The sequence below is a fragment of the Sulfitobacter faviae genome, assembly GCF_029870955.1.
In the GTDB taxonomy this organism is placed as follows: domain Bacteria; phylum Pseudomonadota; class Alphaproteobacteria; order Rhodobacterales; family Rhodobacteraceae; genus Sulfitobacter; species Sulfitobacter faviae.
This window is the reverse complement of sequence record NZ_PGFQ01000001.1, coordinates 1333660-1359222: the sequence shown is the minus strand read 5'-3', so window position 1 is coordinate 1359222 and position 25563 is coordinate 1333660. Positions and strand designations below refer to the sequence as shown.

The 25563-nt window shown below is 61.6% G+C and carries 17 protein-coding genes, 1 tRNA gene and 6 pseudogenes; 15 read left to right on the top strand and 9 right to left on the bottom strand.

Features of this window, described 5'->3' with window-relative positions; genetic code table 11:
• The first annotated feature begins 29 nt into the window (after positions 1-29).
• From CUR85_RS07050 to CUR85_RS07030, 5 genes are all read left to right on the top strand, one after another.
• Complete coding sequence (locus CUR85_RS07050; RefSeq protein WP_067263892.1) at positions 30-635, top strand: hypothetical protein; 606 nt, start codon at positions 30-32, stop codon at positions 633-635.
• A gap of 55 nt (positions 636-690) precedes the next feature.
• Positions 691-1110: a hypothetical protein gene (locus CUR85_RS07045; protein WP_067263889.1), complete on the top strand. Its 420-nt coding sequence runs from the start codon at positions 691-693 to the stop codon at positions 1108-1110.
• Positions 1107-1619 (top strand): hypothetical protein, encoded by a 513-nt coding sequence (locus tag CUR85_RS07040; protein ID WP_067263886.1) that lies wholly within the window; start codon positions 1107-1109, stop codon positions 1617-1619. The genes CUR85_RS07045 and CUR85_RS07040 overlap by 4 nt, the downstream gene beginning before the upstream one ends.
• A gap of 69 nt (positions 1620-1688) precedes the next feature.
• Positions 1689-2222, top strand: a complete 534-nt coding sequence (locus CUR85_RS07035; protein WP_067263884.1) for a hypothetical protein — start codon at positions 1689-1691, stop codon at positions 2220-2222.
• A gap of 332 nt (positions 2223-2554) precedes the next feature.
• Positions 2555-2989, top strand: a complete 435-nt coding sequence (locus CUR85_RS07030) for a hypothetical protein (protein WP_067263882.1) — start codon at positions 2555-2557, stop codon at positions 2987-2989.
• A 189-nt stretch (positions 2990-3178) separates the two neighbouring features.
• Here the strand turns inward: CUR85_RS07030 and CUR85_RS07025 are convergent, their stop codons facing one another.
• The 3 genes from CUR85_RS07025 to CUR85_RS07015 all read right to left on the bottom strand — a co-directional run bounded on the left by CUR85_RS07025 (position 3179) and on the right by CUR85_RS07015 (position 4535).
• Entirely contained in the window at positions 3179-4000 is an 822-nt protein-coding gene (locus CUR85_RS07025; RefSeq protein ID WP_067263879.1) for an SDH family Clp fold serine proteinase, read from the bottom strand.
• Entirely contained in the window at positions 3997-4185 is a 189-nt protein-coding gene (locus tag CUR85_RS07020) for a hypothetical protein (protein ID WP_067263877.1), read from the bottom strand. Before CUR85_RS07020 ends, CUR85_RS07025 begins: the two co-directional genes overlap by 4 nt.
• Positions 4186-4449: 264 nt before the next feature.
• Positions 4450-4535: transfer RNA gene (locus CUR85_RS07015), tRNA-Leu, on the bottom strand.
• A 168-nt stretch (positions 4536-4703) separates the two neighbouring features.
• Here CUR85_RS07015 and CUR85_RS07010 point away from each other — a divergent pair.
• The 9 genes and pseudogenes from CUR85_RS07010 to CUR85_RS06970 all read left to right on the top strand — a co-directional run bounded on the left by CUR85_RS07010 (position 4704) and on the right by CUR85_RS06970 (position 18182).
• A pseudogene (locus CUR85_RS07010) lies at positions 4704-5689 on the top strand (complex I NDUFA9 subunit family protein).
• Positions 5689-6495, top strand: a complete 807-nt coding sequence (locus CUR85_RS07005; protein WP_136720729.1) for an undecaprenyl-diphosphate phosphatase — start codon at positions 5689-5691, stop codon at positions 6493-6495. Before CUR85_RS07010 ends, CUR85_RS07005 begins: the two are co-directional and overlap by 1 nt.
• Before the next feature lie 159 nt (positions 6496-6654).
• A complete protein-coding gene (locus tag CUR85_RS07000) occupies positions 6655-8088 on the top strand; it encodes an NAD(P)-dependent oxidoreductase (RefSeq protein WP_067263870.1) in 1434 nt (477 codons plus the stop codon).
• A 164-nt stretch (positions 8089-8252) separates the two neighbouring features.
• Positions 8253-12784, top strand: a pseudogene (gene gltB / locus CUR85_RS06995) (glutamate synthase large subunit).
• Positions 12785-12933: 149 nt separating this feature from the next.
• Positions 12934-13638 (top strand): SGNH/GDSL hydrolase family protein, encoded by a 705-nt coding sequence (locus tag CUR85_RS06990; protein ID WP_067263864.1) that lies wholly within the window; start codon positions 12934-12936, stop codon positions 13636-13638.
• Between the two features lie 7 nt (positions 13639-13645).
• Positions 13646-14374: a monofunctional biosynthetic peptidoglycan transglycosylase gene (mtgA, locus tag CUR85_RS06985; protein ID WP_067263861.1), complete on the top strand. Its 729-nt coding sequence runs from the start codon at positions 13646-13648 to the stop codon at positions 14372-14374.
• Positions 14375-14432: 58 nt separating this feature from the next.
• On the top strand, positions 14433-15101 hold the full coding sequence (fzlA, locus tag CUR85_RS06980) for an FtsZ-binding protein FzlA (protein ID WP_067263858.1): 669 nt from the start codon (positions 14433-14435) through the stop codon (positions 15099-15101).
• Positions 15101-16164, top strand: a pseudogene (gene queG / locus CUR85_RS06975) (tRNA epoxyqueuosine(34) reductase QueG). Before fzlA ends, queG begins: the two are co-directional and overlap by 1 nt.
• A gap of 11 nt (positions 16165-16175) precedes the next feature.
• Positions 16176-18182 (top strand): hydantoinase/oxoprolinase N-terminal domain-containing protein, encoded by a 2007-nt coding sequence (locus CUR85_RS06970; RefSeq protein WP_067263853.1) that lies wholly within the window; start codon positions 16176-16178, stop codon positions 18180-18182.
• 28 nt (positions 18183-18210) lie between these two features.
• On the opposite strand, the pseudogene msrA reads toward CUR85_RS06970, so the two are convergent.
• The 6 genes and pseudogenes from msrA to ade all read right to left on the bottom strand — a co-directional run bounded on the left by msrA (position 18211) and on the right by ade (position 24195).
• Positions 18211-18719: pseudogene (gene msrA, locus CUR85_RS06965) on the bottom strand (peptide-methionine (S)-S-oxide reductase MsrA).
• Entirely contained in the window at positions 18716-19165 is a 450-nt protein-coding gene (msrB, locus tag CUR85_RS06960) for a peptide-methionine (R)-S-oxide reductase MsrB (RefSeq protein WP_067263849.1), read from the bottom strand. Before msrB ends, msrA begins: the two are co-directional and overlap by 4 nt.
• A 79-nt stretch (positions 19166-19244) precedes the next feature.
• Positions 19245-20114, bottom strand: coding sequence for a DMT family transporter (locus CUR85_RS06955; protein ID WP_067263847.1), 870 nt, complete (start codon positions 20112-20114; stop codon positions 19245-19247).
• A 405-nt stretch (positions 20115-20519) separates the two neighbouring features.
• Complete coding sequence (locus CUR85_RS06950) at positions 20520-20807, bottom strand: HU family DNA-binding protein (protein WP_007118569.1); 288 nt, start codon at positions 20805-20807, stop codon at positions 20520-20522.
• 127 nt (positions 20808-20934) lie between these two features.
• A pseudogene (locus tag CUR85_RS06945) lies at positions 20935-22397 on the bottom strand (AMP nucleosidase).
• A pseudogene (ade, locus tag CUR85_RS06940) lies at positions 22394-24195 on the bottom strand (adenine deaminase). The pseudogenes CUR85_RS06945 and ade overlap by 4 nt, the downstream one beginning before the upstream one ends.
• A 123-nt stretch (positions 24196-24318) precedes the next feature.
• Here ade and CUR85_RS06935 point away from each other — a divergent pair.
• Entirely contained in the window at positions 24319-25563 is a 1245-nt protein-coding gene (locus CUR85_RS06935; RefSeq protein WP_067262139.1) for a glycosyltransferase family 4 protein, read from the top strand.

Here is a 25563-nt window from a genome sequence, read left to right as displayed (position 1 = left end):
ACGCTACTGATGCAAGAAAGGGACGGCAAATGACATACAACCGCAAAGCCATTATGAACGCCGCTTGGGAAATCGTCCGCAAAGCCAACGTTGCTCTCTATGGGTTCCGGGTGATCATGCGCCGCGCACTGAAAGCCGCATGGGCCAATGCCAAGCATGAACGGGCGATGGAAGCACGGCAGGCAAAGCAGGCGAAGGCTTCGCCCGAAGTGAGCCGCATTCAAAACGAAATCGTCATTCTTGAAAGCAAGACCCATTGGGAGCAGCCCGACTACGCCCGCATTGGCGTCCTGCGAGCCGCTCTAAGGGCGGCACAGGAGCATGAAGCCGCCGCCCCAGACTATGCCGCCAAGCGTGACCTGATCGCCTCCGCCGGTGGCCGCTTCTGCGCGGTCACCTTCACAAAGGCTGACGGCACCGAGCGCACCATGCAGGTGCAGCCAGCGACGTTGCAGCGCCATGTGAAAGGCGATGCTGCCACAGAGGCTGGAAAACGAGCCGTAGAGACGCGCAAAGCCCGCCACCCTCACTTGCTGCCCGTTTGGGATGCAAAGGCCCGAGCGCCCCGTTCTGTGAATCTGGCGACCATTTCACGCATCGCGGTTGATGGTGTTGTCCACGAATACCGCGCCTGAACACGCAAGCTTGGCGGGGCTGGTGCCTCGTCAGCTTAAACCAAAGGAGACTACCATGAACGACCTAGAAACAATCCGCTTCCGGCTCAACCAATTCGCAGAGAGTGCAGGGGATACCGCGCCTTCGATGATCCTAAGCGCAGATGGCGCACCAAGCCGGGAAATCATCGATTACTGCGACAAGCACCACCTGACGCTCGACTGGGCGCTCTTGGGGAATGGTCCGACCCATCGCAAGCCCAAAGCCCCCTTGCTGGCCGATGTCGAATTCGACGCAATCTTTTTGCACGGCTTATTGCAGGGCCTCGAGCTTCTGGTCAGTGAATCCGAAAGCGTGTCTTCCCCTGCATCGAACGCCGCTCATGCCTTGGCACAAGAGGTGATCAGCAAGAGCGAGCGCTTGGCCGCTGACTTGTCCAGTCTGGTGGATGCCACCCCTAACGCACGGAAGGCGCAACTGGAGGCGAACCAATGAACACGAACCTCGCAGCCGCAATCTCAAATGCATATGACCTCAGCAGCATTCTGCGCGTGTGTGTTCGCTCTCTCGAAGGAGATGCACCAGAACAGCCGGGAGACGGAGAGGCAACAGCGCATACAGTCAAGCTGGCGGGGAACATGATTGGTGACCTGATCAGCACCCTTGAACTGGTTGAGTTGAGAGGGGGGCGCTCGGAACAGGATGCCAGCCAAAGAACAGGTGCCATGCAGCTGCTGGATAAATGGAAGGCTGCAAAACGCACCAGAGACGCGCTGATGCAGGCGCTACCCGCCGATCAGGCAGCTGAACCTGCGGAACTGTCAGAGCTTGATCAGAATATCGAATGGTATGCTGAACGAATTTCTTGCTTTGAGCCAAAGTCAGACGCGGATGCCGCCGCCATGCTCGAATGGTGTGTCGAGGACTGCGCCGGTGAATTGCTGTGTGAGCAGTATCCCCGCGCTCAGAAGGCTGTGATCGAATACCTGCGGGCCAAGGCCTAACGAACCCGCCTGCGCTCCTCTGCCGGGGCGTGGGCAACGCGGTGGGGCCGCATTGGAGACTGTCAGCAAATGAACTGCTACACCAACAACCGAAACTGGTCCGACAGGTTCTTGCCTGAGATTAAGCAACTTATCGGCGGCTACCTTTTGGAAACCGCTGCTGATCCATTTGACCAAATCCAAGCCACCGACCTCATGATGCTGGATGCTCGCGACATGCGCGTTGCGGCAAGGGTAAGGCGTCCCGGCTATGCACAACGTTACCCCTATCAGTTCACCATACGCTCAGCGGTGGCATCAGGTGCTCAGACTGAGCTTTCCAAAATTGTGAACGGCAATGGGGATTGGATGTTCTATGGGCATTCTAATGCAGACCAGACAGGCTTAGAGGCATGGTGGCTTATCGACCTTCGGGCATTCCGCGCCGCGCTCATCCGCAACCGGGTGAATGCACCGCAGATTGTCATGGGTGACCAGCGCAACGTAGACGGGACGCGCTTCAAGTGGTTTGATCTGCGGTCGTTTCCGGCTGATCCTCCGCTGGTCGTTGCCTCCTCATCTGCGCTTAGTCTTGAAAGGATGGACATGGACGAGCGACCATGATCATATGAGGAGAGAAACAAGGTACCTACCGACCTCGCTACAACGGTTAGTGATGAAATTTCTGTGAACGATTGGCAAGTTTACACGTTATTTACTATATTAGGTTCAAGAATGTAGATGCCCAGAATGCATCTGAAGGAGAGGAAACGAAATGTCTGAGATGGTCTCTTTGAGTCGATCCGCGTTTTCGCGTGGGGTGACAGAAGTCCTAACCCTTAAACCTCTGCGCGATGTGGCAACTGGCGCTGTGAGCCGAACTAAACCCGTTGCTGATGCTCCGAAGTCAAAAAATCAGAAGATTGTAGTCGAGCGCAAGGGTGGCTCAAGCTGGCATGTCAAGCGAGCCGGTTGAGCAAAGCAATTCGGAAAACAATCATGATGCGGGTCGCGATACCCGCATCCTCAATATTGATTCCTTACATCTCCACTCCAATGAAATCGATTCACTGAACAGACTCGCACAAACCGATCCAGAGTTAGCTAGAATCGTAGTTGAACAAAAAGACCGTTTCGATAAGCGTGAGCATGGAAGTTATCGCTTTGGCGTAATCTCCGCACTGATACTTGCGACCGTGGCTTTAGTTAGCCTGTCATTTGTATTGATAGAGCTTGGCGTCATTGCCACATTGCTTCTTATTTTCGGCATCATGGCGATTGCGTTGCTCCTGCGGGTTTTGTTGACCGGTGAGTGGTCGGAAACTAGCTGGATAGGGCACTTTGTTTCTGGCATGGTGACCCTGTTAGGTGGCAAGCCAAAAGATCCCTAAGCTAGGGCGTGAAGTGCTTCTGCAAATGCTAATTAGTCCGGTCGAGGCTGATGATCCGCTGGTGATTATAGAGTAGCGGTCTCGCTTAGGTTAGGCTCACCAAGCTGTCTCAAGAGGGGCGGCGGCGTTGTGGTCGCTGGGGGTATTGATTGTTTTAACGCAGTGAAGGGGGGCGGCTTAATAGAGTTGCTAAGAGGGTAGGACCGCGAGGCTGCGGGAATTCCCTTCAAACATTTTTACCGCTCCTGACTGCTGTATGTCGTGCGCATACATCGTATACAGAAGCCAAAACCTCTGCCAAAGTTCACTTTCGTGCGGCAGAAAGTTGACCGTTAGCCCGAGTTTTTTGGCTTCAGTGTGGTCGATCACGGAGCCATGAGAGAAGAACTCATCTCGGGAAGCGAGCTTTCGGACTGTATCTTCTATTTTGCCTGGTTCTGCGTCTTTCATCATCCCAGTTGAAAGCAAGTAGGTGGCAAGCTTCTTGGACTGGTCGATAGCGTAGATAGCTAGCTTGTGAAGCGCAAAATTCTGGGCGGCAACCTGTGGATCAGCAAGTATGGAAGTCGGGGTGCCGTTCAGCGATGGATCGATTGGTCCAAGCTCAGAAGGGGGTCCCATTACAATTTCTTTTGCAGCCAAGCATATCATCGTGCCATTGCTTTTCGCTGAATGAGGCACAACAACCCTAAGGTCTTGTGTCGTGGATTGAAGCAACGAAACTAGGGCTTCTGTAGCGTCGGTCTGGCCGCCACTCGTGTTCAGGAGTAGATCCACCGAAATCTCTCCAATGTCAGAGAGAATTTCCTGCATGTAGGAGATATCGCCAATATTGATGTCTGCGTTCTCAACATATCGATTGGCGAAGTAGACAATAAGGCGACGCTCGGTGATCTCTTCAATATCACCTATGAGCAGCTGACGAAGGTAGCGGTCCTTCTGCTGTACCCAAAACATAGGGGACTGGGTGGGTAGGCTGATCCCGCGCGGGAACAATTCCGGATTCTTCATGCAGCCGCTTGTTCCGAAATCTTTTCTGCCGTGTCGCTTCCCTCGATCAGCTTCTTCATCTTCTCGTAGTCAGGTACTGGTTCGCTAAGCGACCGGATTTCATGGCTGTTCTTGTAGTGTCCAGACCGTTTCGGTTTGGTGGCCTCCCGTACGGTCGCCATGGCCAGCCCAAGATTGTCGATCATCGCGATTTCCTTTCGTCGAGGGTTTAGTTCCGAGTGCGGGCGACTTAGCCTTCAAAAATCAATGGTAGCATTTCATAGAGGAAAAACAATTTCTTAGAATTGATTCTTTCCAATGGGTTAGTGGCTTTGGTCACCGTTCCGTATCGGGTCAGCGCTTTGCAAGGGGCTATGAAGGGCAAACGTAAGCGGGGTGGACTGAGGGGTGGATTGAAAAACTGCCGCTTCAGAAAAGCGCCATTATTTCAATTGCTTATCGCGGAATTATGGTGCCCAGGAGAGGACTCGAACCTCCACACCGTTGCCAGTACTAGCACCTGAAGCTAGCGCGTCTACCATTCCGCCACCTGGGCACGTATCGTGTGGGGTGCTCTAAGGCTCAGCCGGGTGACTGTCAATCGCAATTTATGCGAAAATCGGAAAATCCTGCTCGCGAGGCGCTGCAACCGGGGGTTTGGCCTTGTGACAGGGGCGGTGCGCGGGTACATCCTGTCAGAGAATTTATCTACAGGAGCGGCAGAATGTCTAAGCTGGTCACGATTTATGGCGGTTCGGGGTTTGTCGGACGCTATATCGCGTATCGCATGGCCAGAGCTGGTTGGCGGGTGCGGGTGGCGGTGCGCCATCCCAACGAGGCGCTCTTTGTGCGGACCTATGGTGTGGTCGGCCAGGTCGAACCTGTTTTGTGCAACATCCGCAACGATGGCTCTGTGGCCGACGCGCTGCGCGGCGCGGATGCGGTGGTGAACTGCGTTGGCATTCTGGTCGAGACCGGCAAGAACAGCTTTGACGCCGTGCAATCTGAAGGGGCCGAGCGTATCGCCCGCATGGCCGCCGCCGAAGGGATCGGTCATTTCGTCCATGTCTCTGCCATCGGCGCGGATATGGAGGCCGAAAGCGACTATGCCCGCACCAAAGGCGAGGGCGAGGCGGCCATTCTCAAACATATGCCCCATGCCGTGATCCTGCGCCCCTCGATCATGTTCGGGCCAGAGGACGAATTCTTTAACCGTTTTGCAGGCATGACCCGCACCGGCCCGATCCTGCCGGTCGCCGGGGCCTCGACCCGGTTCCAGCCGGTGTTCGTCGATGACGTGGCCAAGGCGGCGGAAAAAGCACTGGAGGGGCAGGTCTCTTCGGGCGTCTATGAACTCGGCGGTCCCGATGTGGATACCTTCCGCGGGTTGATGCAGCGCATGCTTAAGGTGATTCACCGCCGTCGTTTGGTGCTCAACATGCCGTGGTTCCTCGCCAAAATCGTCGCCTTCGGGTTCGATATGGTGCAGACGGCCACCTTCGGGCTGTTCACCAACAAGATGCTGACCCGCGATCAGGTCAAGAACCTGCGCAAGGACAATGTCGTGGCGGACGGTGCGCGCGGCTTTGCCGAGCTTGGCATCACCCCACCGCGATGGATGCGGTGCTGCCTGACTATCTCTGGCGGTTCCGGCCCTCGGGGCAGTATGACGCCATCAAAGCATCGGCACGTAACCTGCGGCAGGGATAATGGAACAATCGACCACTCTGATCGCCGCCTTTCTGGGTTTGCTGGAGGGGCTGACAGAGTTCATCCCCGTATCTTCGACCGGGCATCTTTTGTTGGCCGGTCATTTTCTGGGTTTCGAAAGCGCCGGACGGACCTTTGAGGTCGTGATCCAATTGGGCGCGGTGCTGGCGATCCTGACGGTTTATTCTGCACGGCTTTGGGCGGTCTTTTCGGCCGCGCCGCATGATCCGCAGGCGCGGCGGTTCATCTGGTCGGTGCTTCTGGCCTTTCTGCCAGCGGTCGTGATCGGCGTTTTGGCGCATGACTTCATCAAAACGGTCCTTTTCGAGACGCCCCTGCTGATTGCCGTCATGTTGGTACTGGGCGGGGTGGTCCTGCTGGTCGTCGACCGCATTGCTCCTGCGCCGTCCCATTCCGATGCGACCAAATTCCCGCTCTCGATGGCCTTCAAGATCGGCGTGATCCAATGTCTCGCCATGGTGCCGGGCACCTCACGTTCGGGGGCAACGATTGTTGGCGCCCTGTTGCTGGGCGCCAGTAAACGGGCGGCGGCGGAATTCTCCTTCTTTCTGTCGATGCCGACGATGGCGGGCGCTTTCGCCTATGACATCTACAAGAACCGCGATGTGCTGGATGCCTCGGCCATGGGGGAGATTGCCGTGGGCTTCGCCATGGCCTTTATCTCTGCCGTTTTCGTGGTGCGTTGGGTGCTCGATTACATCAGCCGCTATGGCTATGCGCTTTTCGGATGGTGGCGAATCCTTGTCGGTGGGGTGGTTATCCTCGCACTTTGGGCTGGGTTTTAGGAGGTAGGTCCGCATCGGACCTTAAATGATGCATAAAAATGATGGCCGAGCCTCCCATTTGCTCGGAAAGAGGTAAATGGGTCAGTATTGCTGTCTTTTATTTACTTTGACGCTCTCGTATACGAGCCTTCTGACGGAATTTGTCGAAGGAACGGGTATATGGCGAAGCAGGTCATGCTAAAATTTACAGACGTTGCGCGGGATATGCCCGAAAAGCGCCCGCCCGATTTGCGCCGGACGGATTTCGATGAAATTTACGCCGAATATGCGGATGCCAAAGCGGCAGAGCAGTCGAGCCGGTGCAGCCAATGCGGCGTGCCCTATTGCCAGACCCACTGCCCGCTGCACAACAACATCCCTGACTGGCTGCGCCTGACCGCCGAGGGGCGTTTGCAAGAAGCCTATGAGATCAGTCAGGCCACCAACACCTTCCCCGAGATCTGTGGCCGTATCTGCCCGCAGGACCGCCTCTGCGAAGGCAACTGCGTGATCGAACAGTCGGGCCATGGCACCGTCACCATCGGCTCGATCGAGAAATACATCACCGACACCGCTTGGGAGCAGGGCTGGGTGAAACCCGCCGCTCCGCCCGAAGAACGGCCCGAAAGTGTCGGCATCATCGGCGCAGGCCCGGGCGGTCTGGCGGCAGCGGATATGCTGCGCCGCGCGGGCGTGCAGGTCACCATCTATGACCGCTACGACCGGGCGGGCGGCTTGCTGACCTATGGCATCCCCGGCTTCAAGCTTGAGAAAGACGTGGTTCAGCGCCGCAATGCGCAGCTTGCCGAAGGTGGTGTGACCTTTGAGTTGAACTGCGATGTCGGTGTCGACATCAGCTTTGGCGCGATCCGGGGCAAGCATGATGCCGTGATCATCGCGACCGGCGTCTACAAAACCCGTGAGATCGAAGCCCCCGGTGTGGGCGGTTTCGGCGTGGAGCGGGCGATCGACTTCCTCACCGCTTCCAACCGCAAGAGCTTTGGCGACACGGTCGAAGAATTCGAAAGCGGCCGTCTGAACGCCGCGGGCAAGAAGGTTGTCGTGATCGGCGGTGGCGACACGGCGATGGACTGCGTGCGCACCTCGATCCGTCAGGGTGCGGAAAGCGTCAAATGCCTCTACCGCCGCGACCGGGCCAATATGCCGGGCAGCCAGCGCGAGGTGCAAAACGCCGAAGAAGAAGGCGTGATCTTTGAATGGCTGAGCGCGCCCAAAGGCTTCGTCGGCGATCCGGTGACTGGTGTGATGGTCCAAAAGATGCGCCTCGGCGCGCCTGACGTGACGGGCCGCCAGTCGCCCGAGGTGATCGAAGGCGCCGACTATGTCGAAGAAGCCGACATGGTGATTATGGCCCTCGGCTTTGAGCCCGAAGACCTGCCGACGCTTTGGAACGAGCCGGAGCTGCCGGTCAACCGCTGGGGCACGATCAAGGCCGATTACGTCACCGGGGCGACCGCGCTCGACGGGGTCTATGCCGTGGGCGACATCGTGCGCGGGGCGAGCCTTGTGGTTTGGGCGATCAAGGATGGGCGCGACTGCGCGCAGGCAATCCTTGACGATTTCAACGGCGCGCAGCGCATCGCGGCGGAGTGATGGTATCGGGGCGGCCCTGCCGCCTCGCGCCCTGCGGCGCTGCCCGAGACCAAAAGTGAAATAGACGTGACGCTCCGCAGCCCTGCCTTTGCCGGCGCGCACGAGAACAAAACCAAGGCCCAAGTCAAAGCAGGATTTGCGGCGTTTGTGGAAGGAACCAAGCCATGACCAAATATGATGACGCCTGGGTGGCCCGCGAAGAAGCCAAACGCGCGATGATGGCCGAAAAGGGCATGTATAGTTTCGAGGAAGAGCATTCCTCCTGCGGCGTGGGCCTTGTGGTCAACATCAACGGCGAAAAGACCCGCGAGGTCGTGGTCAACGGGATCAACGCGCTCAAGGCGATCTGGCACCGCGGCGCGGTCGACGCCGACGGGATGACCGGCGACGGCGCGGGCATTCATGTGCAAATCCCCGTGCCCTTCTTCTATGAGCAAGTCCGCCGCACCGGCCACACCCCGCGTGAGGACGAGTTGATCGCCGTGGGCCAAGTCTTCCTGCCGCGCACCAATTTCGCGGCGCAAGAGACATGCCGGACCATCGTGGAGACCGAAGTGCTCCGCATGGGCTACTACATCTATGGCTGGCGCCATGTTCCGGTCGACATCTCGGTGCTGGGTGAAAAGGCCAATGCGACCCGGCCCGAGATTGAGCAGATCCTGATCTCCAACGCCAAGGGCGTGGATGAAGAGACATTTGAGCGCGAGCTTTACGTGATCCGCCGCCGCATCGAGAAAGCCGCCATCGCGGCGCAGGTGCCGCAGATGTATATCGCTTCGATGTCCTGCCGTTCGATCATCTACAAGGGCATGATGCTGGCCGAACAGGTGGCCGAATTCTATCCCGACCTGAAAGACGACAAATTCATCAGCGCTTTCGCGATCTATCACCAGCGCTATTCCACCAACACTTTCCCGCAGTGGTGGCTGGCGCAGCCCTTCCGCATGTTGGCCCATAACGGTGAGATCAACACCCTCAAGGGCAATATGAACTGGATGAAGAGCCATGAGATCCGCATGGCGAGCGCGACCTTTGGCGAGATGGCCGAGGACATCAAGCCGATCGTGGCCTCCGGCTCCAGCGACTCGGCGGCGCTTGATTCCGTGTTCGAAGTGCTCGTGCGCGCGGGCCGCTCCGCACCGATGGCCAAGACAATGTTGGTGCCGGAATCCTGGTCGAAACAGGCCGTGGAACTGCCGCAGGCGTGGCGCGACATGTATTCCTATTGCAACTCCGTCATGGAGCCTTGGGACGGTCCCGCCGCCTTGGCGATGACCGATGGCCGCTGGGTCTGCGCCGGGCTTGACCGCAACGGGCTGCGCCCGATGCGCTATGTCGAAACCTCGGACGGCATGTTGATCGCCGGTTCCGAGGCCGGGATGGTGCCGCTGGACGAGGCGCGCGTCGTGGCCAAGGGCGCGCTTGGCCCCGGGCAGATCATCGCGGTGGATATGGCAGAGGGCAAACTCTTCCATGATACTGAAATCAAAGACAAACTGGCCGCCAATCAGCCCTTCGGCGAATGGGTCGGCAAGATCACCGAGATGGATGGTGTCCTTGCCGGTGTCACCGAAAAGCCGCTGTTCGAAGGGGCCGAGTTGCGCCGCCGTCAGGTGGCCGCGGGCTATACCATCGAAGAATTGGAACAGATCCTCGCGCCGATGGCCGAGGACGGCAAGGAAACGCTGGCCTCGATGGGCGACGACACGCCTTCGGCGGTGCTTAGCGGCCAGTACCGCCCGCTGAGCCATTTCTTCCGCCAGAACTTTAGCCAAGTCACCAACCCGCCAATCGACTCCTTGCGTGAATTCCGGGTGATGAGCCTCAAGACACGGTTCGGCAACCTCAAGAACGTGCTCGACGAAGACAGCTCCCAGACCGAGATCATCGTGCTCGACAGCCCCTTTGTGGGCAACGCGCAGTTCGATGAGCTGATGGCCCAGTTCAAGGTGCATACCGTCACCATCGACTGCACCTTCGAGCCCGGCAACGGCAATCTGAGCGCCGGTCTTGCCCGCATCCGGGCCGAGGCGGAAGACGCCGTACGCTCGGGCGCGGGGCATCTGGTGCTGACCGATCAGCACAGCGGTGCTGACCGCGTGGCGATGCCGATGATCCTTGCCACCAGCGCGGTGCACAGCCACCTCGTGCGCAAGGGGCTGCGGACCTTCACCTCGCTTAACGTGCGCTCGGCAGAATGTGTCGATCCGCATTACTTCGCCGTGCTGGTCGGCTGCGGTGCGACCGTGGTGAACGCCTATCTGGCCGAGGATTCCCTCGCCGACCGGATTGAGCGCGGGCTGCTGGACATGACCCTGACGCAGGCGGTGCAGAAATACCGTGAGGCGATTGACCAAGGTCTGCTCAAGATCATGGCGAAGATGGGGATTTCCGTGATCTCCTCCTATCGCGGCGGTCTGAACTTCGAGGCGGTGGGCCTGTCCCGCGCCATGTGTGCCGAATATTTCCCCGGCATGACCAGCCGCATCTCCGGCATCGGTGTCGTCGGCATCCAGCGCAAGGCCGAAGAGGTTCACGCCAAAGGCTGGCAGGGCGACGGTGTCGTGATGCCCATCGGTGGCTTCTACAAGCTGCGCCGCTCGGGTGAGAAACACGCTTGGGAGGCGAGCAGCATGCATATGCTGCAAATGGCCTGCAACAAAGCGTCCTACCAGATGTGGCAGCAGTATTCGAAAAAGATGCAGAGCAATCCGCCGATCCATCTGCGCGACCTTTTGGACATCAAGCCGCGCGGCAACCCGGTGCCGTTGGAGGAGGTGGAGAGCATCACCTCAATCCGCAAGCGTTTCGTAACGCCGGGCATGTCGCTGGGGGCGCTCTCGCCTGAGGCGCATAAGACCCTGAACGTGGCGATGAACCGCATCGGCGCCAAGTCTGACAGCGGCGAGGGCGGCGAAGATCCGGCGCATTTCGTGCCTGAGGCCAATGGCGACAACCCCTCGGCCAAGATCAAACAGGTCGCCTCGGGCCGTTTCGGTGTGACGGCGGAGTATCTGAACCAGTGCGAAGAGTTGGAGATCAAGGTCGCGCAGGGCGCCAAACCCGGTGAGGGTGGCCAATTGCCGGGCATGAAGGTCACCGACCTGATCGCGCGGCTGCGCCATTCGACCAAGGGCGTGACCCTGATCTCGCCCCCGCCCCACCATGACATCTACTCGATCGAAGACCTCGCGCAGCTGATCTACGACCTCAAACAGATCAACCCGCGCTGCAAGGTAACCGTTAAGCTCGTCGCTTCGAGTGGTGTTGGTACAATTGCTGCCGGCGTGGCCAAGGCCAAGGCCGACATCATCCTGATCTCGGGCCACAACGGGGGCACCGGGGCATCGCCTGCGACCTCGATCAAATACGCGGGTCTGCCGTGGGAGATGGGCCTCACCGAGGCGCATCAGGTGCTGTCGATGAACAACCTGCGCGACCGGGTGACCCTGCGCACTGATGGCGGGCTGCGCACCGGGCGCGACATCGTCATGGCGGCGATGATGGGGGCCGAGGAATATGGCATCGGCACCGCCGCACTCATCGCCATGGGCTGCATCATGGTGCGCCAGTGCCAGTCCAACACCTGCCCCGTGGGCGTCTGCACGCAGGACGAAGCCCTGCGCGGCAAGTTCACCGGCAATGCGGATAAGGTCGTGAACCTCATCACCTTCTACGCGCAGGAGGTGCGGGAGATCCTCGCCTCCATCGGGGCGCGCAGCCTTGATGAGGTCATCGGCCGTGCGGACCTGCTGACGCAGGTCAGCCGAGGCTCGGCGCACCTTGATGATCTGGACCTTAACCCGCTGTTGATCACCGTCGATGGCGCGAATGAGAACGTCTATGACCGCGACAAGCCGCGTCAGGTCGTGCTCGACACGCTGGACGCGCAGATCGTCCGCGATGCCGCGCGCTTCCTTGAGGACGGTGAGAAGATGCAACTGTCCTATGCCGTCCAAAACACGCACCGGACCGTCGGCACGCGGGTGTCGAGCCATATCGTCAAACGCTTCGGGATGCGCAATTCGCTGCAACCGGATCACCTGACGGTGAAGCTGACCGGCTCGGCTGGGCAGTCGCTGGGGGCCTTCGCGGCGCCGGGGCTCAAGCTCGAAGTCTCGGGCGATGCCAACGACTATGTCGGCAAGGGGCTGTCGGGCGGCACGATCGTGGTGCGGCCTTCGATGGCGAGCCCCGTGGTGGCGTCGGAGAACACGATCATCGGCAACACGGTGCTCTATGGTGCGACGGCGGGATACCTCTTTGCTGCGGGCCGGGCGGGCGAACGTTTCGCCGTTCGCAACTCGGGCGCGCATGTGGTGATCGAAGGCTGCGGCAGCAACGGGTGCGAATATATGACCGGCGGTGTGGCGGTGATCCTTGGTGAAATCGGCGCGAACTTCGCTGCCGGGATGACCGGGGGATGGCCTATCTCTATGATCCCGAAGGCTTGGCCCATAAGTTGATGAACGCCGAGACCATCGTGACATGCCCGGTCACCGTGGAGCACTGGCTCGATCAGTTGCACGGTTTGCTGGAGCGCCATGTCGCCGAGACCAAGAGCCGCAAGGCCGCCGATATCCTTCAGCATTGGGAGACCGAGAAGCACAACTTCTTGCAGGTTTGCCCGAAGGAGATGTTGGTGCATCTGCCTGCGCCGCTCAGCGTGGAAGAAACCGCGGTTCCGGCGGAGTAACCTTTGCCCCGCGCGGCTTCGGTCGCGCGGGGAGGGCCATCGCCTACCCGTCCTGGCGGGCAGGCGATGGCCCGGCGCATGCGGCTTGCTTCCGGGCCGGGGTGGTAGACGGGACGGGATGCGCTACTTCCTCCGCATCGGAGGACTCCATGCATAAAATCCTAGTCGCCCTCGCCCTAGTCACCGGCCTTGCCGCTTGCACCGACACCGCCCCGCGCGGCGGGGGTGACATCCTCGTCTTGGGCGATTCCATCATGGCGTGGAACGGGGGCCGGGCCATCCCCGATGTCATTGCAAACCAAACCGGCCGCAACGTCACCAGCCGCGCCGTTCCGGGCGCTCAGTTCGACAATGCCTCGACCGTGGCCTCTGCCGTCGGCTTTGACATCCAGCAACAGTTTCCCGGCGGGCTTTGGAACTGGGTGGTGGTCAATGGCGGCGCGAATGACCTAAACGCCGATTGCGGCTGTGGCGCCTGCGGCGCCGCTGTCGATGCGCTGATCGCGCCGGATGGTCAAAGCGGCAGCATCCCTGCCTTCCTGCAACGCCTCCGCGCCCAGACCGGCGCGCAAATCATGTGGATGGGCTATTACGCAGGTTCTGGTTCGGGTGCCTTCGCGGGCTGCCGCGATGATCTGGTCGAAATCGAATCCCGCATCGCCCGCTTCGCCGCGCGCCGCTCCGGGATCCATTTCGTCGATTCCGAAGATGTGATCGACCGGGGGGATCGCGGGCTCTTCGCTGCCGACAATGTGCACCCCTCGGCCCGAGGCTCTGCCCGGATCGGGGCATACCTCGCGCAAGAGATCACCGCGCGTGAGAGCCGTTCACAAAATCCCGCAGACGGCCTATAGCTGATCCATGGCGACACGGAAAAAGACCGCCCCCAAGGGTAAGAAATCGAGCAAGAGCAGCCTCCCGCTCAAGAAGCGCGCGCGCCGTTGGGCCTTGCGCGCCTTGGCGCTGGCCTTTCTCTTGGCGGTGCTGTTGGTGCTGCTGTTCCGCTTCGTCAATCCGCCCACGGGTTTCTACATGTTCTCGGAATCGCGCCGTTTGGGCGGGGTGCAGCGGGACTGGGTGCCGCTGGAACAGATCGCCCCCGTGATGGCCCGCGCCGCCGTGGCGGCAGAGGATGCGAATTTCTGCAATCATTGGGGCTTTGACATGCAGGCGATCCGGACCGCGATTGAAAACGGCTCGGCCCGCGGGGCGTCGACGATCAGCCAGCAGACGGTCAAGAACGTCTACCTCTGGCATGGCCGGTCGTGGCTGCGCAAAGCGCTTGAAGCCGGGATGACCCCGCTGGTCGAAACCCTCTGGCCCAAGCGGCGGATTATCGAGGTCTATCTGAATGTGGCCGAGTTCGACGAAGGTGTCTTTGGCGTTGGGGCGGCGGCGCCGCATTACTTTGGCGTCGCGGCGGCAGACCTGAGTGCAACGCAAGCCGCCCGCCTTGCCGCGATCCTACCCGACCCGAAAGAGCGTTCCGCCTCGCGCCCCGGTGACTTTACCCGCAAGCGCACGGCGCAGATCATGGACGGGGCGGCGACCATCCGCGCGGACGGTCGCGCCGCCTGTTTCGAGAGTTGAAAATCCCTGCGCCAGCAGGCATGGAAGAGTGCAATCCCTTTAACCACACGGACTTTATATGACGGCTCGCTTGTTTCACGTTCCCTTGTCCCCCTTCTGTCGCAAGGTGCGGCTCAGCCTTGGGGAGAAGAAGATCGAGGTGGAACTGGTCGAGGAGCGCTATTGGGAACAAGACCCCGATTTTCTGCGCCGCAACCCGGCGGGGAAGGTGCCGGTGCTGCGGCTCGACGGGATCATGATGGCGGAAAGCGCCGCGATCTGTGAATATATCGAAGAGACCCGCCCCGAGGCGTCCTTGCTGCCCAGTGACCCGGTGCAGCGCTTGGAAGTGCGGCGTTTGGTCAGTTGGTTCGACGACAAGTTCCACGACGAGGTGACCTCGAAACTGCTTTACGAGCGGGTCAACAAGAAGGTCACCAAACAGGGCTACCCGGACAGCAAGAACGTCAAGGCCGGGGCCAAGGCGATCAAATATCACCTCGATTACATGGCGTGGCTGCTGGATCACCGCCGCTGGCTGGCGGGCGATGTGATGACGCTGGCCGATTTCGCCGCCGCGGCGCATCTGTCGTCGCTCGACTATATCTCGGACGTGGATTGGAACCGCTCTGACGTGGTCAAGGATTGGTACGCCAAGATCAAGTCGCGCCCGGCTTTCCGCTCGATCCTCGCCGATCAACTGCCGGGCTTCCCGCCTCCGCTTCATTACAACAACCTCGACTTCTGATGCCTGCCGCCCCCTGCGCCGAGATCGGGCCGGAGGCTCTGAAGGCGCGGGTGGTGGCCCGGGCGCTTGAGGAAGGCTTTGTCGCCTGCCGCATTTGCCGCCCGCAAGACGTGCCCGAAGTGCCCGAACGGCTCGCCCGCTTTGTCGAGGCCGGGTTTCACGGGCAGATGGGCTGGATGGAAGAGCGGATGCAGTGGCGCGGCAACCCTGCCGCCCTCTGGCCCGAGGCGCGGTCCGTCATCATGCTGGCCGAAAGCTACACCCCCGAACATGACCCCGCGCGGTGTTGGAGCATCCCGGCAAGGGCGGGATTTCGGTCTACGCACAGGGGCGCGATTACCACGATATCGTCAAGAAACGGCTGAAGCGGCTGGCGCGGTGGCTGATGGAAGAGGCCCGCGCGTTGGACCCGGAGGTGAAAGTTTTCGTCGATACCGCTCCGGTGCCGGAAAAGGCGCTCGCGCAGGCCGCGGGGCTCGGTTGGCAGGGCAAACACACCAACCTGCTTAGCCGGAAGTTCGGAAACTGGGCCTTTTTAGGCTCTGTTTTCACCACGCTCGACCTGCCGCCCGACGCCCGGGAGGTGGACCACTGCGGCTCTTGCCGGGCCTGTCTTGAGGCTTGTCCCACGGATGCTTTCCCCGCGCCCTATCAACTCGACGCACGGCGCTGCATTTCCTATCTGACGATCGAACATAAAGGGCCGGTCGATCTGGACCTGCGTGAGAAGATGGGCAACCGGATCTATGGCTGCGACGATTGCCTTGCCGCTTGCCCGTGGAACAAATTCGCCGTGGCGGCCAGCGATATGCGCTATCACGGTCCGGCGGTGCAGCCCGCCGATCTGGCCGAGCTTGCGGGCCTTGACGATACCGCTTTCCGCGCGCGCTATTCCGGCTCTCCGATCAAACGGATCGGGCGGGATCGTTTCGTGCGCAACGTGCTCTATGCCATCGGCAACTCCGGGCTGGCGCGGCTGCGCCCCGTGGCGCAATCACTGACCGAAGACGCTGACCCCACCGTGGCCGATGCCGCGCGTTGGGCGGCGGCGCGTTTGGCATAGGAGGCACGCCCATGGCGGTGTTACTGGGCGTCGACACGGGCGGCACCTATACGGATGCGGTGCTGATCCGCGATGAGACCGAGGTGATCGCCACCGCCAAGGCGCTGACCACCCGCGCCGATCTGGCCGTCGGCGTTGGCAAGGCGGTCAGCGCGGTTTTGGCCCAATCCGGCGTGGCGGCGGAAGATATCGCCATGGCCGCCCTCTCGACCACGCTGGCGACCAATGCGCTGGTCGAAGAGCAGGGTGGGCGCGTCGCCTTGATCTATGTCGGGTTTCGGGCGGCGGATCTTGAAGCGCATGGGCTGTCGGAGGCGTTGCGGGGCGACCCTTGTCTGCTGCTCTCCGGCGGGCATGATCACGCGGGGGCAGAGGCGGCGCCGCTGGACGAACCGGCCCTGATCGCCTTTTTAGAGACACATCGGGCAGAGGTCAGCGGCTTTGCCGTGGCCAGCCAATTTGCCACGCGCAACCCCGCGCATGAGCAGCGGGTCGCAGAACTGGTGGCAGAGGTCACGGAGCGTCCGGTCTCGGCCTCTCACAGTCTCTCAGCCAAGCTGAACGGGCCGAAACGGGCGCTTACGGCGCTGTTGAACGCGCGACTGATCGGCATGATCGACCGGCTGATTGGACGAGCAGAGGATGAGCTGCGCCGTCTAGGCATCCACGCGCCTTTGATGGTGGTGCGCGGCGATGGCGCCCTGATGTCGAGCGCACAGGCCCGCGAACGGCCCATCGAGACCATCCTCAGCGGCCCTGCCGCATCACTGGTGGGCGCGTGCTGGTTGACTGGGGCAGAGACGGCGCTGGTGTCGGATATCGGTGGCACGACGACCGATGTGGCCCTATTGCGCGACGGTCGCCCGGCGATTGACCCGGCAGGCGCGCAGGTCGGTCCCTATCGAACCATGGTCGAGGCGGTCGCGATGCGCACCCATGGGCTGGGCGGCGACAGCGAGGTGCATTTCACGTCTCAGGGTCTAACCGCAGGCGTGACTCTTGGGCCGAAGCGCCTGCTGCCGATCTCTCTCATCGCGGTCGACGCGCCGGAGGTGGTGCATAGCGCCTTGGATGCGCAGCTGCGCCGCAGCGTGGTGGCAGAGCATGATGGCCGCTTTGTCCGTGCCGTAGAGGGGCAGGGGGCCGAAGGTCTGGCCCCGCGCGACATGGCGCTGTTGGAGCGGATCGGTGGCGATGTCTGGCCCTTGGGGGATGTGCTGCGCAATCGGGTCGACCAAAGCGCTTTGGCGCGGTTGGTGGCACGCGGGCTGGTGCAACTGGCGGGGGTGACGCCCACCGATGCGAGCCATGTGGCAGGGCATCTTTGGGCATGGGATGCCGATGCCGCGCGCAAGGCGCTGACCCTGTTCGGGCGCAAGCGCGGCGGTTCGGGGCTGCGGTTCTGCCCCGATCCTGATGACCTCGCCCAGATTATCCTCGACCGTTTGACCGAACAGACGACTTTGGCTTTGTTAGAAACTGCATTCGCCGAGGAAACCCCCGGTTTCGACCTGCCGCCAGAGGTTCTGGCGCGTCATGTATTGATGCAGCGTGGCCTGTCGGGCCATCGTGGCGTGCTGCGGATTGATGCGGGGCTGAATTTGCCAGTTGTGGGACTGGGCGCCTCGGCGGCGACCTACTACCCGCCAGTGGGCAAAAGGCTGGGCAGTGAGATGATCTTGCCCAAATACGCCCATGTCGCCAATGCCATCGGCGCGGTGGTGGGCCGGGTCATCATGCGCGAAAGCGCGACCATCACCGTACCGCAAGAGGGGGTGTTTCGCCTCCACCTCGCCAATGGCCCGCAGGATTTCCCGACCGCTGAACGCGCTTTGACCCAAGCGGAGCGGGCTTTGACCGAAGCCGCCCGCGCCCGCGCGCGGGCAGCCGGGGCGGCGGAAATCGAATGCCATGTCACGCGGGATATCCGGCTGGCGGATGTCGAGGGGCGGGAGGTTTTCGTGGAGGCCGCGCTGACCGTCGAAGCTTCGGGCCGCCCTCGGGTGGCGGTGGGCTAACCCCCGGCGCGGGGCCGGGGGCTGCGGTTCATTCTGCGGCGTCGCGTTTGGGCAGCACCCAATCGGCGCGCGGGAAGTGGCAGGTATAGCCGTTGGGCAGCCGCTCAAGATAATCCTGATGCTCGGGCTCGGCCTCCCAAAAATCACCCACGGGCTCGACCTCGGTCACCACTTTGCCGGGCCAGAGGCCGGAGGCCTCGACATCGGCGATGGTGTCTTCGGCGACGGCTTTCTGTTCGTCGTTCACATAGTAGATCGCCGAACGGTAGCTCATCCCGATGTCGTTACCCTGACGGTTCACCGTGGTCGGGTCGTGGATCTGAAAGAAGAATTCCAGCAGCTCGCGGTAAGAGGTCTTCGCGGGGTCGAACATGATCTCGATCCCTTCGGCATGGGTGCCGTGGTTGCGGTAGGTCGCATTGGACACGTCGCCGCCGGTATAGCCGACGCGGGTCGAGACCACGCCGGGGCGGCGGCGGATCAGGTCCTGCATGCCCCAGAAACAGCCCCGGCCAATACTGCGCGTTCGGTTGTCATGTCACATTCTCCACTTGGTTGAGATATTCGCCATAGCCTTCGGCTTCCATGTCGTCACGGTGGATGAAGCGCAGGGAGGCGGAATTGATGCAATAGCGCAGCCCGCCCCGGTCGGGCGGGCCATCGGGGAAGACATGGCCAAGGTGGCTGTCGCCGTGTTTGCTGCGCACTTCCGTGCGGACCATGCCGAGCGAGGCGTCTTCCAACTCTTCAACGTAGGCAGGCTCGATCGGTTTGGTGAAGCTCGGCCAGCCGCAGCCGCTTTCGTATTTGTCCGAGGAGGCAAAGAGCGGCTCGCCCGAAACGATGTCGACGTAGATGCCCGGTTCCTTGTTGTCGAGGTACTTGCCGGTGCCGGGGCGTTCGGTGCCGCTGCGTTGGGTGACGTGGAATTCTTCGGGGCTCAGCGCGTCAATCGCGGCATTGGTTTTCTCGTATTGGGGCATGGCGTCCTCCGTTCATGGGCTTGGCCTATTAGATGGGGTGTGGCGGTGAAATTCAAAGGGGGTGCGCCTCACACTGGCGTTACGCCCTGCGCTGGCGCGAGACTTGGACGGCGAGGATGCCGCCCGCGATGATCGCGACGCCAAGGATGTCGCGCGGCCCCAGCGTTTCGCCCAGCAGCAGCGCTGCGATGGCCACGCCAAAGAAGGGGTTGAGGAAGTGAAAGGTCGCCGCCCTTGTGGCGCCGATGCGGTTGACCAGCCAGAACCAGACCACGGTGGCGGCAAGGCCGGGCACGAGGCAGGTATAGGCGAAGGCGAGCGTCAGGCGCAGGCTGGGGTCGATCCGGGGCGTTTCGAACAGCGCGGTGGCGATGGAGAGGGCGACGCAGCCGACAAGCATTTGCAGGCCCACAACCATCAAGAAGTTTCCGCCCGAGGTCGCGCCGCGCACCAGCAGGGTGGCAGCAGTGAGGGCAACCACGCCGACGGCGCAGAGGATGAGGCCATAGAGGTCCACTTGCCCGCCAAGGCGCGCGCCCATGATGATGGCGACGCCGATGACACCGGCAAACAGCCCGGCGATGCCCAGAGGGCGCAGTTTTTCACCCAAGAAGGCCCAAGCGGCGAAGCCGACGAGCAGCGGCATGGTCGAGGCGATGATCGCGGCGAGGGATGCCTCGATGGTCTGCATGGCGATGAAGTTCAGGCCGAGGTAGACCGCGTTTTGCAGCACGCCGAAGATGATCGTCGCCCGCCATTGCGCGGGGGTGAGCCGCCAGCTTTGCCCCAAGGCCAGCGCAATGCCGACGCCGATCAGGCCCGAGATCAGGTAGCGCAGGGAGAGGGCCAGCAGGGGAGAGGCGTCCATCACGATGATGCGGGCAGAGGTGAAGGCCGAGGACCACATCACGGCAAAGGCCAGCCCCATGAGAATTGCGCGGATGTCCATGAAATGCCCCTGTGCTGAACTTGCTAAGGAATGGCGGGTTTGTAGGGGAGGGCAAGGTGGGTTTGGTGGGATGTTGTGGAGGAGGGGTAGGAATGTCCGGCTTTAATGTATACCACCCGGCCCGGAGACAAGCCGTAGGCGCCGGGCCATCGCCTGCCCGCCCCCGGGTAGGCGATATGGCGAGGCTGGGTAGAACCTCGCGACCGCACATCATGGCTGAGCCATAAAGTGGCACGAAGCTAGCGTTGGATCGCCGACCCGCGGGCAGGCGATGACCCTGTCTTGTGGTATCTTTATACGGAAGAGGTGCGAGATCGCAAAGATGCGGGCGGGCGACGGCGCTCAGTATTCTCACAAAAAAGGGCCGCCCGAAGACGACCCTTTCGTAAACGCTCAGCCCAAGGCTTACTCGTTCACGCTGTCCTTCAGCGCCTTCGCGATGGTCATCTTGACCACTTTGTCGGCGTCTTTCTTGAACTGTTCACCAGTGGCGGGGTTGCGGACCATCCGCTCGGGGCGCTCACGGCAATAGATTTTGCCAACGCCCGGCAGGGTCACGGCACCGCCGGCGGACACTTCACGGGTGATCAGGTTGCAAACGGCGTCGAGCGCTGCGCCTGCGGATTTCTTGTCGGTGTCCATCTCTTCTGCCAGAGCAGCAACGAGCTGGGTCTTGGTCATCGGTTTTGCCATTTTATTCTCCTTAGACTGCCCGCTTTTTAGGGCCTCATGGCCGGAATGTAACGGTATGTTGTGGGATAACACAACGAATTGTGGCGCTATAAACGCGAAAACATGCGATTTTCCGCTGTTTCCAGCCCTATAGGAACGCCGTTTCGTCGAAGGACCGAAGTTTCCGGCTGTGGATCCGCTCCAGCGGCATGCGGCGCAGCAACTCCATGGCGCGGATGCCAATCATCAGATGGCGGGCGACTTGAGTTTTGTAGAAGTCCGAGGCCATGCCGGGCAGTTTCAACTCCCCATGCAGCGGTTTGTCCGACACGCATAGCAGCGTGCCATAGGGCACCCGGAAGCGATAGCCATTGGCGGCGATGGTGGCGCTTTCCATATCCAGCGCCACGGCGCGGGACTGGCTCAGCCGTTGCACCGGGCCGGATTGGTCGCGCAGCTCCCAATTGCGGTTGTCGATGGTGGCGACGGTGCCGGTGCGCATGATGCGTTTCAGCTCATAGCCCTCAAGCTGGGTGACCTGCGCCACCGATTGCTCCAGCGCGATCTGGATCTCGGCCAGCGCCGGGATCGGCACCCAGACCGGCAGGTCGTCGTCCAGAACGTGATCCTCGCGCAGGTAACCATGCGCCAGCACGAAATCACCCAAAGCCTGCGTGTTGCGCAGACCGGCGCAGTGGCCGACCATCAGCCATGCATGGGGGCGCAGCACGGCGATGTGGTCCGTCGCCGTCTTGGCGTTGGACGGTCCGACGCCGATGTTGACCAGCGTGATGCCCGACCCATCCGCCCGCTTGAGGTGATAGGTCGGCATCTGCGGCGTCTTCAGCGTTTCGGCCAAGGGCGCATCGGGGTCGGTGATCTCGGCATTGCCGGTCGAGACGAAGGCGGTATAGCCGCTTTCCGGGTCGCGCAGCATCTCGCGGGCGTATTGCTCGAACTCCGTCACATAGAACTGGTAGTTGGTGAACAGCACATGGGTCTGGAAATGCTCAGGATCCGTGGCCGTGTAATGCGCCAGCCGCGCGAGGGAGTAATCGACCCGCTGCGCAGTGAAGGGGGCAAGCGGTCGCACGTCATCCTCGGGCACATAGGTGCCGTTGACGATATCGTCATTGGTGGTCGACAAATCTGGCACGTCAAAGACATCGCGCAGGGTGAAGTCCGCCGCCCCTCTTGCGGCACGTTCAGCGCGTTGTCGCCGGACATGGCGAAATGCACCGGGATCGGCGTGGTCGAAGGGCCGACGATCACCGGCTGGTCGTGGTTTTCGATCAACAGGCCAATTTGCTGGATCAGGTAGTTCCGAAACAGATCGGGCCGGGTGATCGTCGCCGCAAAGGTGCCGGGAGAGGAGACATGCCCGAAAGACAGCCGCGTATCCACATGCGCATAGGAGGAGGTGCGAAACCGCAGCTCAGGGTAAAAGGCGCGGACGCGGGCATCGGGGGCCGAGCTCTCCATCGCCTTGGCAAAAGACTCCCGCAGGAAGGTGGTGGCCTGCTGATAGAGTTCGGTCAGACGGTCCACGGCAGCGGTCGCATCGCGGAAGCTTTCCGGGTTCGGGGTGTCCGGGGTCAGGATCGTTGTCATGTTTGCGGCTCTAACAAAGGTATGATTTCAAATTTCTGCACATCGACCAGCCCAAGGTCCGAGATCCGCAGTTCGGGGATCACCACAAGGGCCAAGAGCGAATGCTGCATATAGGCGTTGTTCAGCTTGCAGCCACAGTCGATCATCGCCTGAACGAGGGCTTCGGCATCGGCGGCGACCTCAGCGGCGGGGCGGTCGGACATCAGCCCGGCGATCGGCAGGGCCACCAGCGCCAGTTCCTCGCCCTCGCGGAAGATGGTGATGCCACCACCCACTTCGCGCAGGCGGTTGGCGGCGCGGGCCATCTCCTCGGCATCGGTGCCCACGACGATCATGTGGTGGCTGTCATGCGCCACGGTCGAGGCCATGGCCATGCGCCCCTCGTAGCCAAAGCCCGAGACGAAGGCATTGGTCACCGTGCCGGTGGCGCGGTGGCGCTCGACCAGCGCGATCTGGCAGACCTCGCCGGTGCCCTGCACGCGGCCTTCGGTCACCGGCAGTTCGAACTTCAGCGCCCGGGTCGGGGCTTGGTTCTCGACCACGCCGATGACATTGGCGGTGACGGCATTGGCGCCCTCGGGGCGGGGATGTCGAAGTCCGCCGCCGCAAGGTCGCGCGCCATGTTCACGGTGTTGCGCGCGCTGCTGGGCCAGTCGTAATGCGGGCAGTCGACAAGGCATTTGCCGCTTTCGGCCACGACCTCGCCGCGGGCGATCACCATCTCCACCGGGAAGGAGACAAGGTCCGAGGTCAGGATCACGTCGGCCCGGCGGCCCGGGGTGAGCGAGCCGATCTCGCGCTCCAGCCCGAAATGCGTGGCGGTGTTGAGCGTCGCCATCTGCAGCGCCACCAGCGGGTCGCAGCCGCAGTCGATGGCATGGCGCAGCACGCGGTTCATGTGGCCCTCGTTGGTGATGGTGCCCGAGTGGCTGTCATCGGTGCACAGGATCATGTTGCGCGGATCGAGCCCTTTCTCGGTAATCGCGGTAATCTGGGTCTTCACGTCGTACCACGCGGAGCCGAGCCGGATCATTGAGCGCATGCCCTGCCGCATCCGCGCCACGGCGTCAGCCTCGCAGGTGCCCTCGTGATCGTCCGCCGGGCCACCGGCCACATAGGCGGCGAAGGCGGGGCCAAGGTCGGGCGAGGCGTAATGCCCGCCCACCGTCTTGTTCGCGCGTTGCGTGGCCGCGATCTCGGCCAGCATCTGCGGATCTGCGTTGCTGACGCCCGGGAAGTTCATCATCTCGCCCAGACCGACGATACCGGGCCATGTCATCGCCTCGGCCACGTCCTCGGCAGTAATCTCGAAGCCGGTCGTCTCCAGCCCCGGCGCCGAGGGCGCGCAGGAGGGCATCTGCGTGAAGATGTTAATGGGCTGCATTAGCGCTTCGTCGTGCATCATGCGCACGCCGTCGAGGCCCAGCACATTGGCGATCTCATGCGGGTCGGTGAAGGCCGAGGTGGTGCCATGCGGGATCACGGCGCGGGCGAACTCGGCGGGGGTGAGCATGGTGCTCTCGATATGCATATGCCCGTCGCAAAGGCCGGGCGCCATATAGCGGCCCTTGGCGGCGATGATAAGGGTATCATCGCCGCGGCAATGGCTCGCGTCGGGGCCGACAAAGGCGATGCGCCCGGCGGCGATGGCGATGTCATGGTCGGGCAGGCATTCGCGGGTGTGCACATTGACCCATGTGCCGCCGGTGATGATCGTATCGGCCGCGCGCCGTCCGGCGGCGACCTCGACCAATTGCGCGGCCACATCGGGCCAAGAGGGGAACGTTTTATCTGTCATGTCCAAAGGTGACATAGGGCCGGGGGAGGTTCAAGCGATCACGCCATCGGAAAGGGCGCGCGATGTTGCCAGAGCGCGCCGCTTGCGGCTAACTGGCGCGCAAGGCATTTACGGAACGATTATATGAATTTTCTCTTTGTGCACCAGAACATGCCCGGCCAATACCGGGAATTGATACAATGGCTGGCGCAGGCGGGCGGGCATCGCATTTATTTTCTGACCCAACGTCAGAATGCGCCGCAGTTGCCGGGGGTCGAAACCCGTGTCTACCGCCCCCATCACCGCCCCGACGAGAAGGCCTATGGTCTCTCGCGCATTTGGGAGGAAGCCTCAGGCAATGGGTTCGGCGCCGTCAACGCCGCCCAGCAGATCGAAACGCGAGAGGAGTTTCGCCCCGACATCATCATCGGCCACGTCGGTTGGGGGGAGTTAAGTTTCTTCAAACAGCTTTGGCCGGATGTGCCGATCATCGGTTATTTCGAGTATTACTATAACATGACCGGCGGCATGGTGGGCTTTGACCCTGCCGAGAAAATCTCGGCCCATGCGCCCTACCTCAACCATGCCCGCAACATCGTACCGCTGGCCAATATCGAAACCGTCGATCTGGGCCATTGCCCGACCTATTGGCAGCGCGACCGTTTTCCCGAGAGCTTTCACCGCAAGCTCTATGTCTGTCACGACGGCATCCGCACCGATCAGCTCTTGCCCGATCCGGATGTCAGTCTGCGTCTGGGGCGTTTGGCGCGGCCCGTGACGCGCGAGGATGAGATCATCACCTATGTCGCGCGCAATCTGGAAAAGACCCGCGGCTTTCACACGATGATGCGCGCCCTGCCGCGTATCTTGGCAGAGCGGCCCCATGCGCGGGTGGTGATCGTCGGCGGCAATGAGGTCTCCTACGGCAAGCAGAGCGATCATCCCGGCGGTCTGCGCGGAGAGATGGCGGCGGAGTTGCAGGATCGGGTCGATTGGGACCGCGTGCATTTCGTGGGCAAAGTGCCCTATCCCGACTTCAAGAAGCTGGTGCAGATCAGCCGCTGTCACATCTATCTGACGATGCCCTTCGTGCTGTCTTGGTCCTTGCTCGAGGCCATGTCGATGCAGGCCACGATCGTCGCCTCCGACGTGGCCCCGGTGCGCGAGGCCGTGACCCATGGTGAAACCGGCCTGCTGGTGGATTTCTTCGACCCCGATGCGCTGGCAGCGCAGGTGGTAGAGGTGCTCGCCCATCCGCAGGATCACGCCCATCTCGGCCCGGCGGCGCGGGCCCATGTGGTCGAGAATTACGATTTCCTGACCCGCTGCCTGCCCGAACACCTTGCGCAGATCAACGCATTGGTGCCTGAGGGCAAGCGGATCGGCTAG